The organism is Pseudomonas sp. 13159349 (assembly GCF_013305685.1).
GTDB lineage: Bacteria > Pseudomonadota > Gammaproteobacteria > Pseudomonadales > Pseudomonadaceae > Aquipseudomonas > Aquipseudomonas asiatica.
In genome coordinates, this window is the sequence record NZ_CP045553.1 from 2,038,937 (window position 1) to 2,052,655 (window position 13,719).

The window sequence follows — 13,719 nt, forward strand, 5'->3', positions numbered from 1 at the left end:
TTAGGGTTCTCCAGGTGAGCTTTCTCGAGGGAAGCTCTAATTGTTTTTGTTTTCTGGCTCGCGACGTTTGTCGCTTTGTCAGGTATCAGCCAATACCTAGCGGTAAAGGATGAAGGTCACAATTTCGGCCTGCTTTCGCCACTTGCCCCGGCATCTCATGGCCCAGTAAGGAAGGCAGCGAGCGAGACAACGTGAGCAGATGCGGAAGATCTATTCCTGTGTCGATCCCGACCTCTTCGCACAGATTGACCAAGTCTTCCGTGCAGATGTTGCCTGAGGCGCCAGGCGCGAAAGGACAGCCGCCCAACCCACCCAGCGAAGCATCAAATCGGCGAGCTCCAGCCTCGTATGCAGCCAATACATTACTCAGGCCGAGACCTCGGGTATTGTGAAAGTGCAAGGTCAGCTGCGAGGCAGGGAGCTGGGTCAGCACGCGTTTCACCAGATGGTAGACTTGGCGGGGATTCGCCATCCCCGTTGTATCCGCCAGGGTGACACCTTGCATCCCGAGCTCTTGATACGCATCAATCAAACGGATGACGACATCTTCATCAATGCGGCCCTCGAATGGGCAGCCAAATGTCGTTGCCACTGTGCCGTTCAAGCTGACGGAGCTGCCACGGACGAGCGAAACCACCTCGTTGAATGCAACGAGTGATTGCTCTCGAGTCATACGCATATTGGCTTTATTGTGGCTTTGGCTAGCTGACAACACCAAGTTCAACTCGTCAGCTTTGGAATCCAAGGCCCGCTGGGCACCTTTCAGGTTTGGTACAAGCGCCACATAAACCACGCCCGGTCGACGTTCAATTCCCTGGAACACCGCTTCGCCATCGCGCAGAGCAGGAATTGCCTTGGGCGATACGAATGACCCAGCCTCAATTCGACTGAAGCCACCCAAGGACAAGTCGTTAATGAGCTTGATCTTATCTGCTGTCTCGACCCAGACCGGTTCGATCTGCAGGCCATCACGAGGCGACACCTCTTGGACGATGAGGCGTTGGGAGTAGTCTGTGATCATTGCACTACCCCCTCATCCTTCAGGCGTTTGATCATCTCGTCAGGCAAACCCAGATCACCGAGAACGGACTGCGTGTGCTGCCCAAGGCTTGGCCCCTGCCAATTGATACGGCCTGGAGTGTCGGACAGTTTCGGTACGATCCCCGGCATTTTCACGGTAGCCCCGCCAGGAAGCTCCGCATTCAAAATCATGTCGCGCGCCTGGTAGTGCGGGTCAGCCACGATATCCGCTACGGAGTAGATGCGGCCTGCAGGAACCTCCGCCTTTTCCAAGGCTTCAAGTACGGCATCTATCGGCAGCTTGGAGCTCCACTGAGTGATTGCCTCATCCAGAAGCTCGCACTGAGCGGCTCGACCATCGTTGTGTTCAAGCGCCGGGTCATTCGCCAGATCTGGCCGACCAATCGTAGTCATCAAGCGCTTGTAAATCGGATCGCTGTTACCTGCGATGACTACATACCCATTGTCTGCCGTCGGGTAAGTGTTGGACGGGGCGATGCCGGGCAATGCACCACCGCTACGCTCACGAACATGGCCAAGCATGTCGTATTCAGGCACCAAGCTTTCCATCACGTTGAAGACGCTTTCTGCGAGGGATACATCAACTACCTGCCCGTCACCTTGGCCCGTCTTGACCCGCAATACGGACATGAGCGCACCAATTACGGCGTGCATGGAGGCCAGCGAGTCACCCAAGCTTACACCGACACGGGCTGGTGGAATGCCGGGAGTACCAGTGGTATAGCGGATACCTCCCATGGCTTCACCGATGGCACCAAAGCCGGGACGATCTCGGTAAGGGCCCGATTGACCGTATCCTGAGATGCGCACCAGCGTCAGTTTTGGATTCAACGCGTGGAGCACATCCCAACCGAGGCCCAACTTCTCCAGCGCCCCGGGGCGCAGGTTCTCAATGAGAACATCAGCGCTCTCAACCAGCTGCTTGACGATGTCAATGCCAAACGCTGACTTCAGGTTCAATGCAATCGACTTTTTGTTCCTGGATTGCAGGTACCACCACAGCGACGTCCCTTCGTGCAGTTTTCGCCATTTACGAAGAGGGTCTCCCTGCCCCAAGGATTCGATCTTGATAACTTCGGCGCCGAATTCGGCCATCATGCGGGCAGCAAACGGTGCCGCGATGAGCGTACCGATCTCGATCACCCGAAGTCCGTTGAGAGCAGTCATGGTGCAACCTCTGTTTCTTGGAATTTGAACCAAGATTAGGGGTTCACCTTAGATAAACTCCAACGGTATATCGGAAAGAGGCGTTCGCGTTTCGCGAACACGAGAGGCTAGCGAGGCTGTTGCAGATGGTCGAACAGCAGCTGACTGACCGGCGATAACGCTTCGCCCTCACGCACCAATAGAACCAACGTTCGATCTGACCACTCATCGCTGAGTTGTACGGCTGTCAACCCCAACCCTCTTCCGAAAAGCTCGAACGCCTTGAGTGGCAAAATACCTATGCCCATGTCTGCCTGAACCATGCGACACACTGCGTCGAAGCCAGGGACATGAATACGTAAACGAAGGGGTTGCCCTAAAGCCTTTGCCGCAGCATGTATTCGATTATTGATCGAGCTAGCTGAGTGCAGCCCTATGTGGTCATACATCAGCGTTTCAGCGAATGCGACCTGATCACGTTCTGCGAGGGGGTGATCATTGCGCGTCACCACCACCAGTTGATCGTGACGATATGGCACCTTGTGCAGACCATGGCTCTCGCTGTCCATAGAGCAGATACCCAGGTCAGCGACTCCGTCGATGATCCCCTGCACCACTCCGTCACTCGGACGCTCCTCCAAATCCACCTTTACCTGGGAATGGCTAAGTACGAAATCATGCAGATCCTCCGGCAGGAACTGGATGATTGCCGACAGGTTCGCGAGCATCCGCACATAGCCTCTGAGCCCCTGCAGGTGCTCACCTACCTCAATGCCGACTTTCTCCACTTCAGTCAGGATGCGTCGAGCGTGGTGTAAGAGTGTCTCACCAGCAGCTGTAAGATCCATACCTTTGGCTGTGCGGGAGTAAAGCGGAACACCCAATGCCTCTTCCAGTTCCATCAACCGCTTACTGGCGGCCGATACCGCAATCGCCTCCCTGGCAGACGCACGCGTCAGTGTGCCTTCCTCGTGTACAGCTACGAAGAGCTGCAAGGTGATCAAGTCCAAACGCCGGATCAGCTGCTTATGAAGCATTAGGTTCCCCACACTGGATTGCCAACACACCGTCCTTAATCTCACCAAATTGGCACATAAGGTGGCGGCCTATTTCGCTATGGTAGCGTTTCCAAACCGCCGGTGCGGACAACAAGGCGAAGTACGCTACCTCAACCCGCCTCCTTTTCTGGAATCACGCACGCTCATAGACGTCGTCGACGACCATGACAAAACCTCTTGCTGCATCACCCGAACGTACAGCTTCAATCGTGGCAGCGGCGTGGGTCGCGCATCCACTTCAGGCCTTTTGACTTGTGGTGAAGGGCAGCTATGGGTCGTTAGCTGCCCTCGCCAAAGGCAGGTCCGGGTTGATCGCCGACGATGTCGCCGGCCACCGGCGCCTTGCCAGGCGAGGTGCAATCTCCCGGTTAGCCGGCCCGAAACGTCTTGTTTAATTGCGCACATTCCTTCAGGGCAGCCTCCCGCTGTTGATCTAAGTATTGCGCCAGATCGGCAATATGAATGCCTCGTGCGCTCTTCTGGCTTGTCTCGATCCTAGTGATAGGAAGCTTGATCTGTCCGGCAAGAACCTTCCGCTGAAACATGTCAGGGGTGAGGTGGGTGAAGTAGTCGGTGCACACCTGGTCGATTGGGATGATGGCTAGCCCGTTGTATTGCGCCATTAGCATGAATGCAGTGTTCATGGCTTGCGCCCTCGCATGATGATGAAGCCAGCTGCCTGGCGGGTCTTGGAGCACTGGTCGTGGTTGCCTTTAACGCGAGCTTTCCCGCAGATATCGCAGATGAACGACATGGCGGGACGAAACATCGGCTGTACGCCCTGCGTCGTCCGGGTGGTCGGGGTGTAGCTCTGTGTGGTACTGGCAGCGGGCGGGGCTTAATACCCTGGCTGACAAGGTGCTGCAGGCCGATGACTCGGTGTTCGAGCTGATCACCCGCCGTATCAATGGCGGCCTGAATGGACTGAAGGATCGCCAGACCCTCTACAAGCGTGCGCTTGAGGTGCTGCAGTAATGCCGCTCAATTGGCGTATCGCACTTCTCGCCGCTGCTGTTGGGCTCTATGTGGGCGGGCGAGGGGCCTGGATATGGCAGGCCAGCGAATACGGAAAGCAACTGGCTGAACAGGCTTCAGGTTATGTCCTGCAGTTGGCAGACAAGGATCGAGCTCATGGTCGTGAACGTGAGGAGGCAGCAGCTGCAGCCTTGCAGCAGTTGGCAGCGCAGAAAAGTCAGCGACAAGCCCTGGAAGATCGCCTGCAGGAGCTGGGCAAAACACATTGGAAGGAGATGAACGATGCACAACAGATTCAAGCTCGCCTGCGTGACAGGCTGGCTACTGCTGATTTGCGGCTGTCAGTCCTTGTCGACGCCGGAACCTTTGCCGCCCCGGGTAGTGACCGTGGGGTGCGAGAAGCCGCCGGCACCGGAGGCGTGGTTCATGGAGCCGTTCGCGCCCAACTTGACCCTGCGCATGCTCAACGAATTGTCGGCATCACCGACGACGGTGACCGAGGACTGATCGCACTGAAGGCCTGCCAGGCCTACGTCCGCGAAGTCATCAAATGAAAAGAGGCGAGCCGGGTAGATGCGCCAACATCCAGCCCGGCCCGCCGAACTCGCAGACCATTCCTGCAAGTCCAGCCGTGGCCTCTGCCTTGTGCACAAAGCGCGGCGAGCCTAACACCTGTTTATTCATACAGTAAAGACTTGCATATCTATGACCTCTCCAATCATTCCTTGGATGGGTGGCAAACGCCGCCTGGCCGACCGCTTGATCCCTCTATTCCCCCCTCATGAATGCTATGTCGAAGTCTTCGCCGGCGGAGCCGCGTTGTACTTCATGCGTCCCCAGCCCGCCCCGGTGGAGGTGCTGAACGATCTCAATGGTGACCTGGTCACCCTTTACCGTGTTGTGCAGAACCACCTGGAGGAGTTCGTGCGCCAGTTCAAATGGGCGCTTAGTTCCCGTCAGGTCTTCGAGTGGCAAAAGATGACGCGCCCCGAGACCCTGACCGACATCCAGCGTGCTGCCCGGTTCTTCTATCTCCAGCAGCACGCTTTCGGTGGCAAAGTCACCGGGCAGACGTTCGGTACCGCAACCACCGGGCCGGCCATCAATCTGTTGCGTATCGAGGAGAACCTATCCGCCGCGTGGCAGCGACTCGCCGGCACCTACGTCGAGAACCTGTCCTGGCTCACCTGCGCCGAGCGCTACGATCGAGCACACACGTTCTTCTACATGGATCCGCCTTATTGGCAGACCGCCGGCTACGGCGTGGATTTTCCCTTCGAGGAATACGAGCGCATGGCGGAATTCATGCGCCGCTGCAAGGGCAGGGTGATGGTCAGCATCAACGACCATCCAGACATCCGGCGTGCTTTTCACGGCTTCCACTTCGAGTGTCTGGATATCCGCTACAGCAACACGAACCAGCGTCAGGGCAAGGCCGATGTGACGGGGGAACTGGTTATCATGAATTGGGACCCAGCCCCGCTAGGGCAACTGTTCTGATACTGCACAGGCTCGATGAGCTCTGCTCCCTGATTGCGCACGTTGCCAACCGGCTTGCTCACTGGATGCCACTTGAAGTCGCCAGCTGGGCGGCACCCCAGCTGTGCGATCTCTTCGGCACGCGCTGCTGTTGTAATTGGATCTATCCATTCCCTGGCCAGCTCGGGTCTTAGGACAAGTGGCTTGCGGTCATGGATATTGACCATGCCTTGGTCGGCTGCGGCGGTGATAATCACAAACCCGTCGCGGTCGTCGGGCTCGATCCCTTCATGCACTTCAGCCAGTGCTGCGAAGAACATCGGCTCATCGTCTGCGGCCGTTATGTAATAGGGCTGTTTCCGCTTCGGATCGACTGGGTCGGGTATCCACTCGAACCAGCCGTCAGCCGGTGCGAGAGCCCGGCCTACTGGCCATAGCGCCTTGAAGAATTTCCCCGTCATCACCGTCTCGGCCCGCGCATTAATCGGGTCGGGACGCTTCCCCTTCGCCCAGAAGGGCGCCCATCCCCATTTGACTCGATCCACCCGCAGCCCTGCAGCGCTCTGCCGGATCAGCTCGACCCGTGTTGATGGCGCGACGTTATAGCGGTTGATCCGCTCATGGTCATAGCCATTGATCACCACCAGGTCGAGTGCCAGCTGCCTGAGGTAAACATCCATTGCCTCGTAGATCGAGTACCTTCCGCACATACCTACCTCTAACGTTTATCGGGATCCTCTCGCTCAGACATTGACCGGAGCGCGATCTATCAGTTAACTGTATGTTTATACAGTTTTCCGAGTCCGTCCATCATGTCCATCACATTTTGGGGAACGCCAATCGGTGGCCCCACGCAGTTGCCGGTGTATTCGTTCCGCGTGCCTGCAGGCTTCCCGTCGCCGGCGGCGGATCACCTCGAGCGGCACATTTCCCTGGACGAGCTCTTCGATCTTCGGGCGCCGCATATGTACCTGGTGCAGGTTGAGGGCGACAGCATGCAGGGCGCCGGCATTTACTCCGGGGATTTGCTGATCGTAGATCGTAGTCGTGATGCCGAGCACGGTGACATCGTGATAGCGGCCATCAACACAGAGCCGGTCTGTAAGCGGCTATACCGGCGTAACGGTGTGGTGATCCTGCAGTCTGAAAACCCAGCCTATCCACCGAGGTATGTGATGGAAGGTGATGACCTGGTGATCTGGGGTGTGGTCCGCTACAGCGTGCGTGACCATGCGCAGTGACCAAGTGTTCGCGCTGATTGACTGCAACTCGTTCTATGCGAGCTGTGAGCGCGTGTTCCGGCCGGATCTGGCCAAGACCCCCATCGTGGTGCTGAGCAACAACGACGGCTGCGTGATCGCCAGGTCGTACGACGCGAAGCCATTCGTCAAAATGGGCGAGCCTTACTTCCAGTGCAAGGACAAGCTGCAGCGGCACGGCATTGTGACCTTTTCATCAAATTATGCGCTTTACGGCGACATGAGCGAGCGCGTCATGTCGCTGATTGAGTCGATGGTTCCAGCCGCAGAGGTGTATTCGTTGATAGTGCTTTGCCGATCTGACTGGGGTTCAGGGCAACCTTACCGAGTTCGGCCGCCAGGTGCGTGCCAAGGTGCTTAAGTGCACCGGTATCCCGGTAGGGGTAGGAATTGCCCGTACCAAGACGCTGGCAAAACTGGCCAACCATACCGCGAAGCGCCTGCAGGCGCAGACCGGGGGCGTAGTCGATATCTGCGACCCGTTCAAGCGGGACTGGGTATTGCGCAACACCGAGGTCAAGGAAGTTTGGGGGATCGGCCGGCGGATGACAGCGCACCTTGAGTCGATGGGAATACGCACGGCAATGGACTTGGCCAAGACGGACCCGTGGACGCTGCGCCAGAAGTTCAGCGTGGTCGTTGAGAAGACAGCCAGGGAGCTCGCCGGCACACCGTGCCTAGAGCTCGAGGAGGCTGCCCCGCCCAAGCAAGAGATTTGCTGCAGCCGGATGTTCGGCAAGCGCCTGACTGAATTGGCACCGATCAAGCAGGCGGTGGCCAGCTATGCCGGCCGGGCGGCCGAAAAGCTACGAGGGCAGGGTTCTGTGTGCAAGCGTATGCGAGTGAGCATCCGCACAGGCATGTTCAACCCGGACGAAGCCAAATACGCTAAGGGCGTCCTGGTAGAGCTGCCGTATCCCACTAACGATACGTTGTTGCTCACCAGGGCTGCTACCGAGGCGGTGGACAAGGTCTATCGCCCTGGGTACCGATACAGCAAAGCCGAGGTGCTGCTTATGGATCTGCGGCAGCCGGGCGAGTTCACGGATGACTTGTTCGCGGTAACTCAGCCGGTGGCCTGTGACCGGCTGATGTCGGTGCTGGACGAAATTAATGGCAAGTACGGCCGGGGGACGATGCGTTCGGCCAGCGTCCCCCGCACCCCCGATTGGGTGATGCGCCGCGAGATGATGAGTAGGTCGTATACTACGCGAATCGATCAGCTATGGCGGGTGCGCTGAGCCCGCTTAAGAGCTGATATCGTACCGTTTCTGGTGGGGGAGGTGGCTGGCTGATTTCATGCGCCGCTGCAGGGGCAGGGTAATGGTGGCATCAACGACCATTCAGATATCCAGTATGATTTAGACGGTTTTCCCTTCGAATGTCTTAATCATCACTCCAGCAGTGCGACCCAGCATTAAGGCGAGGCCGAATTGGCTGGAAAGTGCTAGTCATGAACGCGTCCAACGGAGCTAGATTTACTATTCTAGCTCTCGTCGGACGTTGGTAAACTATATGGTTGATAACTACTTTGATCTTGAACGGAGACTCATTAATATTTCGTCCGCTTTGGGGGAATCTTTGAGAGTAGAATAAATCCCAAGGGCAGCTATATTGGCAGTGAAGGCCTGTTCTAAGGACGACGGCTCATCCCTGTATCTCGCACCTGTGGCACAGTGGGCGCTACGGATAAGATATGGATCAATAAAGATGTTGAGCTTTACTCGTATTAACTCGCTCAGGGTTGCGAGGTCGTGACCTTGTGCGCCTTTCGGGTACTTTTCTTCTGCCAGTTCTAAAAAGCCCTTTAACGTCTTTTCAACGCACTGCTGAGACGCCCATCGGCTTTGTGAGTAGCGATCAGATAAAATGTCTTCGGTCGAGGAGCTGTAGTCGTCCTTGCCAGCTTCGAATAAATTTGTAGTCGGGAGGTTGTTTCGCCATTGAAGAGCATGTAAAGCGAACATATGATATCGGTGATGGTTTATTATTTCTGCATCACTTAGCCTGTCAACCATGCCTTGGGGTAAATTATCCACAAGGGTTAAGATGTTTAAGCTCGGTCCGTCTTTGTTCGTGCCTTTTTGATTGCCACGGTTTCCTAAATTTCGGTGTGCGAAGAAATTTACAGTGCCCGCCCACTCACATAAGCGGACTCGCCATATGGCATTGCCGATTTTTGCGGGGACGTCACCTAAAGACAACTGTATTTTAAGCCGCTGTCCTAGGACGTCTTCGTACCATCGATTGGCTTTGGCCATCAAGATATCACCAGCGAAGCCGGTTTGTTCTGCCAAAGAGTCGGGTGGGAAAACCCGTCCACCCCAACCGAATGCCTCCCAGAATTTTTTACCAACGTGTAGGGGGCGCTGATGTGGCTTTACACCTTCGGAGTGGAGTACGCGATCTATCTCCATCATAAGTGCATCGAACTCAGCTGTATTCGCAGGGTAATTCGGCCATGAAAATTTTGGCATTCCGATATAACCTCTGAATCATATGTTCTGCAAGCTTCAAGGAAATCAATTAGTGGTGAAGTTTTTAATGGTTGGAAAGATGCTGCCAGCGAAGCTGCGTGAAGGCTCACTCCCGCAAGCGTTCTATTCCGGATGTGATCCCCTCAACATGGGAATCAAGGGTCGCTAGAACGCCCATGACGTTTTCATGGACGTGGACAGAGCCGCGATGACTTACCCATAGCGAGAGTTCCTCCAGCGCCGCTCTGATGGCAACCTGGTTCAGAAGCATAAGCTCAAGCGTGTCAGCTGTGATTGAGGCTTGTTCATCCATGACCATACTCCTAGTCTGAGAGTTCTTAGGATAGATTAGGGAAAATTCTAGGACGCACTAGACCTAGACAGACCATTCGCTGACGCGAGAATAGCCGTTTTCTGATCTATAGCAGCAAATTGAGAGGGTTGAGGCGGGCTCAAGATCCTATCTCTGGTCGCTGAAGATGCAGTACAGGCAGGGCCTCCCATACATTTCCGTTCTTATGCTGCAATGCGAAAAGGCGCACAAGCCATGATTTCTGCCTTGCGCGCCTTTTTCTGTCCCTTTAGCAACACAATTAAAGTAAGGTTTGCTTTTGTCGCTCAGGTTAAATGGAAATGCTATGTGGAGAGTTCTTTATTGAAAGCGTAGCGCCGGTGTGGTTAAAAAAATCAATGCTTCGTTTGCGGGTAGTAGCTCCGTGTTTCGGCACGCGCGTAGTGATGGCGTAACATTCTCGAGCGTACCGAGAGTACTGGGCTTTGGTGTCGCTTATAGTGGATTTTAATTGGGAAATGGCTTTGTCCAGGTCGCATCCTTTTAATTCTATATATATAGCTTTCGGGGTCGGTTGTTCGCAAGTGATTAGCCAGTCACATTTTTCTTGGTTTTTGGCGATTAGGCAGCCATCAACTTGTATCTTATTCACCTCAAGACGATTAATGTTTAGGATTTCTATGCGGCTTTTATTTTCGCTGACAACAATTTTGGGGTCTGTAACGGTGGTTGTACATAGCGCGTAATTCATTGTTCAGATCCACTAGAAATCATTTTGTTCATGACGTGCTCAAAGTGCTCAGAGATGTCGTCGAGTAAATCAGCGCCTATCATTCTATACTCAGGGTCAGCAATAGGAGTTGAGACGCCATCTAGGATCGTATAAGCTGCAGTATCCTCGAAGCTAATTGGACTACTTGGTCCGTTGAGCTCTACGAAGTCTTCTAGGCTCATATTTCCGTTGGAAATTGTATCGTTGGCCAAAATTAAATTATTAATGGCTGAAAGTATGTATGGGCTATGCGATGTTATGAAGTAGCTATTGTTTGCGTGATCTTGGATTTTAGAGAGAAGTGAAATAACTTTGTTTTGAGCCGTTGGGAAGAGGTGTGCTTCTGGCTCTTCGATGAAGTACATGTCACCTACTGAGTTACTTCTGAGTACAGGCCAGATCATTAATACCAGTAGCATTGGTAGCGACTCTTGCTGGCCTGAAGATGCATTGGCTAAGTTTATCTTTCTTCCCTTTGTCACAATCCAATCTTGTTCGTCTTCGTATTGGTACTTTCCGCTAACGACTGTTTCAAAAATATCAGAGTAATTTGCAACGGCTTCGTCGACGCGGCCAATCAGATATGGTTCTCCGTAAAATCGCTTAGATTGCTCATAAATACGGCCGAAGTCTTTGAGGTAAGGGTCGATTTCAAGGTTGGACGCCAAGAAGGTGAAAATATTTTTCTGAAGATTGGCAAAGAAACTTCGGCTGGCAGGGATAAAAATTGGCTCGCCATTGAAGAATGAATACTCTGATCTGAGTGGCTCGGTGATGTGATTTCGCACCAAGCTCCAGTCTTCTAGGAAGTCATCCTCGGGCGCCTTGAGTTTGTGTTCTTCAGTTTTACGTTTGTATGTGGCTTTTTTTGCATTGAAAGTTTTGGTTAGGTTTTCAGAGTATTTAAGGGTGATGGTTGTCTTGTTTTTTTTATTAGACTTTCCGTCAATGGCTATACTGATTTCACCATTGACGTATAGGATATTGAAACTAGAGCCTTCCCAGGAGTACCTAGGAAACCGCTCTTCGAATTTGGAAAGAATTTTTTTATCAAATTCTCTTTTTGTATCGAAAGTGCGAATGCTTTGGATAAATATATTTGGGATGGTTTTAAAGAAGTTTGTAAGTTTTGCTAATAGACTCTTGCCGTTGGCTTGAGGGCCTATGATGACATTGAGTTTTTTGATTTCTATTTCAGCGTTCTTTAGTACTACGAAGTTTTTTACTTTGAGTTTTTCCACTCGATAATCCCTTATTGTGACTCCAGTGCGATACGTATAATGCAATGGGCCGAACGGAACCCATCTGCATCAAATGAGTGTGGGCAGATTGATATTATTTGCGTTGCAAGTCAATACGCAAAAACACGGTAGCGAGGCCTATTGGTGCGGGTAATTAGGATGACGAACGGCAAGGGCAGAGCAGTTGATGAAAGAGAGGTAGGAGGCGGGCGAGTTGCTGACGGGGGCTATAGGACAACGCGAAGCATTTTCAAACAGCGAAGGGTTATTCGGCGCTTTGGTTTGTCCGCTGAGCTCTAGGTGGACGCAGGCGGAGGGAACCGATTAAGGGCAAGGTCTACTTTGACTGGCAGTAGGAAAGCCGATCAGCTTTTTGCGCATTGGTAGTGGTAAAAAAATGGTACAGGCTCAAGCTAGGAGGGATAGAGGCCAATTGAGTAGCGGGTTTCAGGAAGCACCTGCCCAATCCATCATCGGTGCAACGCTGAAGCGACGGGAAGGCTCAGGGCGCGTGTTTGCTGGGTTAGAGCCTGGGTTTGTGGTCATATCGTTCAACGTGTCTTGTACCAAATTCAGCAGTTTCGAAGGTGTTTGTAGCAATCCGGTTGCGCGCCCTGGCAAAAGTCGACGGCAAGTGCTCGGTGATAGCCAGGGCAGGCAGCTAGTTTACCAAGAGAGCCGGGCATCCGTCTGGACTCGATCTATGCGCGGCCCTGCAGCCTTCTCCCCAGATTAGCCACCAGCCAACTTACTTGAGCGGCACGTAGATATCCGTTTGCCATTGCTCCAGCGGCGTTTCCGGATACACGCTCAAGTAGTGAAAGAACAACGGATGATCCCGCAGTTCCTCGTCGCTCGAAGGCAGCCAGTCCCGATAAAGCGGATAGATGGTTTCGCCAATGTAGTCAGGCGAGCCGGTATGCCGGATCACAGCGCAGCGGCCCGCCGGGATGATGCGTTCGTGCACGCCGAAATCGTTGGGCTGCACGGCTTCGCATATCTCGCCACACACGGCGAAGCGAAAGGCGGGCGCCGGGGTGGTGTCGGGGTTGTCGTAGGGGATGCCGAAGGTTCGGCTGCTGGCCACCGGTGACTGGCGGCTCTGAATGCGCCATTGGCGAAAACGCGCAACGCTTTCACTGACCAGGCCGGGCGCCCCTTGGTGTTCGAGCGCGGCCACATGGGTTTCGGCGAAATCCACGATGCGGATCTGCATGGTGATACTCCTTGAAAGATGAGGAACAACGAAAACCGCACTCCAGGCCTGCCAGTTCGGGGCCTTGGCGAATACGCTCGGTGCCACGCCAAAAGCACGCTTGAAGGCCCTGGAAAAGGCTTCGGGGCTTTCGAAGCCGGCGCCGAAAGCTGCTTCCAGCACGGAGATGGCAGGCGAGGCAACCAGTTGGTGCGCCGCGCGTCGAAGCCTCATCAGTTGCACATACCGTGAAACCGAAACGCCCATGTATGCCGTGAACTGCCGATGGAAATGAAATGCCGAGAAGTGCGCGACGCGGCTCAGGGCATTTACCGACAGGTCACCTTCGAGGTGGCTGTCGATGTAGGCAAGCACGGCTTCGAACCGTTTCGCGTAAGTCGCTTTGTGCTGTGAATCAGTCAACGAACGGAATCTCCGGGAGGTGCGGTGAGCGCTAGCATCCGTTGTTCAGTCATGCAGGCGCCTAGCCGGGATTGCTGTATCGTGGATTGTCTTGACCGTGCCGTGGATGGCACCGGTGCTTTCGGTGTTCGCAGGGGAGGGCAGCAGGGTGAGTGCGGTCGCTGGCGCTTCCGTGCAAGGGGAAGCGCCAGCGTAACCGGCCCGGCATGATCGGTCGACTGGGCGAAGCGGGTCGTTCACGCTGATCAATGAACTCCGAGCATCGCCAGCGCACTTCGCCGCCACTTTCACTGCGGCAGTGCCTGCAGGCGGGAGCTGGTGAGGCAGCACCAGGCCATGCATAAAACCACTGGAGTAAATC

General features: G+C 54.4%; 13 protein-coding genes and 2 pseudogenes. 5 read left to right on the top strand and 10 right to left on the bottom strand.

Features of this window, described 5'->3' with window-relative positions; translation table 11 throughout:
- Window positions 1–85: 85 nt before the first annotated feature.
- The 5 genes from GEV38_RS09630 to GEV38_RS27630 form a co-directional block, all read right to left on the bottom strand.
- Window positions 86–1,021, bottom strand: a complete 936-nt coding sequence (locus GEV38_RS09630; RefSeq protein WP_054572221.1) for a hydroxymethylglutaryl-CoA lyase — start codon at window positions 1,019–1,021, stop codon at window positions 86–88.
- Entirely contained in the window at window positions 1,018–2,208 is a 1,191-nt protein-coding gene (locus tag GEV38_RS09635; protein WP_012053993.1) for a CaiB/BaiF CoA-transferase family protein, read from the bottom strand. Before GEV38_RS09635 ends, GEV38_RS09630 begins: the two co-directional genes overlap by 4 nt.
- 107 nt (window positions 2,209–2,315) lie before the next feature.
- The gene (locus GEV38_RS09640; RefSeq protein ID WP_054572222.1) at window positions 2,316–3,224 is read right to left on the bottom strand and encodes a LysR family transcriptional regulator; all 909 of its coding nucleotides are present in this window, start codon (window positions 3,222–3,224) and stop codon (window positions 2,316–2,318) included.
- A 389-nt stretch (window positions 3,225–3,613) separates the two neighbouring features.
- On the bottom strand, window positions 3,614–3,889 hold the full coding sequence (locus tag GEV38_RS09645; RefSeq protein ID WP_054572223.1) for a pyocin activator PrtN family protein: 276 nt from the start codon (window positions 3,887–3,889) through the stop codon (window positions 3,614–3,616).
- Window positions 3,886–4,014, bottom strand: a complete 129-nt coding sequence (locus GEV38_RS27630) for a hypothetical protein (protein ID WP_256573362.1) — start codon at window positions 4,012–4,014, stop codon at window positions 3,886–3,888. The genes GEV38_RS09645 and GEV38_RS27630 overlap by 4 nt, the downstream gene beginning before the upstream one ends.
- Before the next feature lie 38 nt (window positions 4,015–4,052).
- On the opposite strand from GEV38_RS27630, the pseudogene GEV38_RS09650 reads away from it, so the two are divergent.
- The 3 genes and pseudogenes from GEV38_RS09650 to GEV38_RS09660 all read left to right on the top strand — a co-directional run.
- Window positions 4,053–4,220, top strand: a pseudogene (locus GEV38_RS09650) (glycoside hydrolase family 19 protein); the annotation flags it as partial.
- Complete coding sequence (locus tag GEV38_RS09655; protein WP_054572224.1) at window positions 4,220–4,774, top strand: lysis system i-spanin subunit Rz; 555 nt, start codon at window positions 4,220–4,222, stop codon at window positions 4,772–4,774. The pseudogene GEV38_RS09650 and the gene GEV38_RS09655, both read left to right, overlap by 1 nt.
- A 151-nt stretch (window positions 4,775–4,925) precedes the next feature.
- Window positions 4,926–5,720 (top strand): DNA adenine methylase, encoded by a 795-nt coding sequence (locus GEV38_RS09660; protein ID WP_054572225.1) that lies wholly within the window; start codon window positions 4,926–4,928, stop codon window positions 5,718–5,720.
- Here the strand turns inward: GEV38_RS09660 and GEV38_RS09665 are convergent.
- Window positions 5,645–6,409 carry an SOS response-associated peptidase family protein gene (locus GEV38_RS09665; RefSeq protein ID WP_081013928.1) on the bottom strand — a complete coding sequence of 255 codons (765 nt, stop codon included), beginning with the start codon at window positions 6,407–6,409 and terminating at the stop codon, window positions 5,645–5,647. The genes GEV38_RS09660 and GEV38_RS09665 overlap by 76 nt on opposite strands.
- A gap of 102 nt (window positions 6,410–6,511) precedes the next feature.
- Here GEV38_RS09665 and GEV38_RS09670 point away from each other — a divergent pair, with 102 nt between their 5' ends.
- Window positions 6,512–6,940: a LexA family transcriptional regulator gene (locus GEV38_RS09670; protein ID WP_054572226.1), complete on the top strand. Its 429-nt coding sequence runs from the start codon at window positions 6,512–6,514 to the stop codon at window positions 6,938–6,940.
- Window positions 6,930–8,199: pseudogene (umuC, locus tag GEV38_RS09675) on the top strand (translesion error-prone DNA polymerase V subunit UmuC). Before GEV38_RS09670 ends, umuC begins: the two are co-directional and overlap by 11 nt.
- Window positions 8,200–8,484: 285 nt before the next feature.
- Here umuC and GEV38_RS09680 read toward each other — a convergent pair.
- The 4 genes from GEV38_RS09680 to GEV38_RS09695 all read right to left on the bottom strand — a co-directional run bounded on the left by GEV38_RS09680 (window position 8,485) and on the right by GEV38_RS09695 (window position 13,358).
- Window positions 8,485–9,435 (bottom strand): HEPN domain-containing protein, encoded by a 951-nt coding sequence (locus tag GEV38_RS09680; RefSeq protein ID WP_081013930.1) that lies wholly within the window; start codon window positions 9,433–9,435, stop codon window positions 8,485–8,487.
- Window positions 9,436–9,541: 106 nt separating this feature from the next.
- Window positions 9,542–9,748: a hypothetical protein gene (locus tag GEV38_RS09685; protein WP_054572229.1), complete on the bottom strand. Its 207-nt coding sequence runs from the start codon at window positions 9,746–9,748 to the stop codon at window positions 9,542–9,544.
- Between the two features lie 726 nt (window positions 9,749–10,474).
- Entirely contained in the window at window positions 10,475–11,740 is a 1,266-nt protein-coding gene (locus tag GEV38_RS09690; protein WP_173895779.1) for an AAA family ATPase, read from the bottom strand.
- 748 nt (window positions 11,741–12,488) lie between these two features.
- Window positions 12,489–13,358 (bottom strand): GyrI-like domain-containing protein, encoded by an 870-nt coding sequence (locus GEV38_RS09695; RefSeq protein WP_054572231.1) that lies wholly within the window; start codon window positions 13,356–13,358, stop codon window positions 12,489–12,491.
- Window positions 13,359–13,719: the final 361 nt, after the last annotated feature.

Bases quoted from the DNA above. Each gene is read 5' to 3' on its own strand.
- GEV38_RS27630 (WP_256573362.1), bottom strand. From the start codon at position 4,014: ATGTTTCGTCCCGCCATGTCGTTCATCTGCGATATCTGCGGGAAAGCT.
- GEV38_RS09645 (WP_054572223.1), bottom strand. From the start codon at position 3,889: ATGAACACTGCATTCATGCTAATGGCGCAATACAACGGGCTAGCCATC.
- GEV38_RS09635 (WP_012053993.1), bottom strand. From the start codon at position 2,208: ATGACTGCTCTCAACGGACTTCGGGTGATCGAGATCGGTACGCTCATC.
- GEV38_RS09655 (WP_054572224.1), top strand. From the start codon at position 4,220: ATGCCGCTCAATTGGCGTATCGCACTTCTCGCCGCTGCTGTTGGGCTC.
- GEV38_RS09670 (WP_054572226.1), top strand. From the start codon at position 6,512: ATGTCCATCACATTTTGGGGAACGCCAATCGGTGGCCCCACGCAGTTG.
- GEV38_RS09665 (WP_081013928.1), bottom strand. From the start codon at position 6,409: ATGTGCGGAAGGTACTCGATCTACGAGGCAATGGATGTTTACCTCAGG.
- GEV38_RS09630 (WP_054572221.1), bottom strand. From the start codon at position 1,021: ATGATCACAGACTACTCCCAACGCCTCATCGTCCAAGAGGTGTCGCCT.
- GEV38_RS09660 (WP_054572225.1), top strand. From the start codon at position 4,926: ATGACCTCTCCAATCATTCCTTGGATGGGTGGCAAACGCCGCCTGGCC.
- GEV38_RS09680 (WP_081013930.1), bottom strand. From the start codon at position 9,435: ATGCCAAAATTTTCATGGCCGAATTACCCTGCGAATACAGCTGAGTTC.
- GEV38_RS09685 (WP_054572229.1), bottom strand. From the start codon at position 9,748: ATGGATGAACAAGCCTCAATCACAGCTGACACGCTTGAGCTTATGCTT.
- GEV38_RS09640 (WP_054572222.1), bottom strand. From the start codon at position 3,224: ATGCTTCATAAGCAGCTGATCCGGCGTTTGGACTTGATCACCTTGCAG.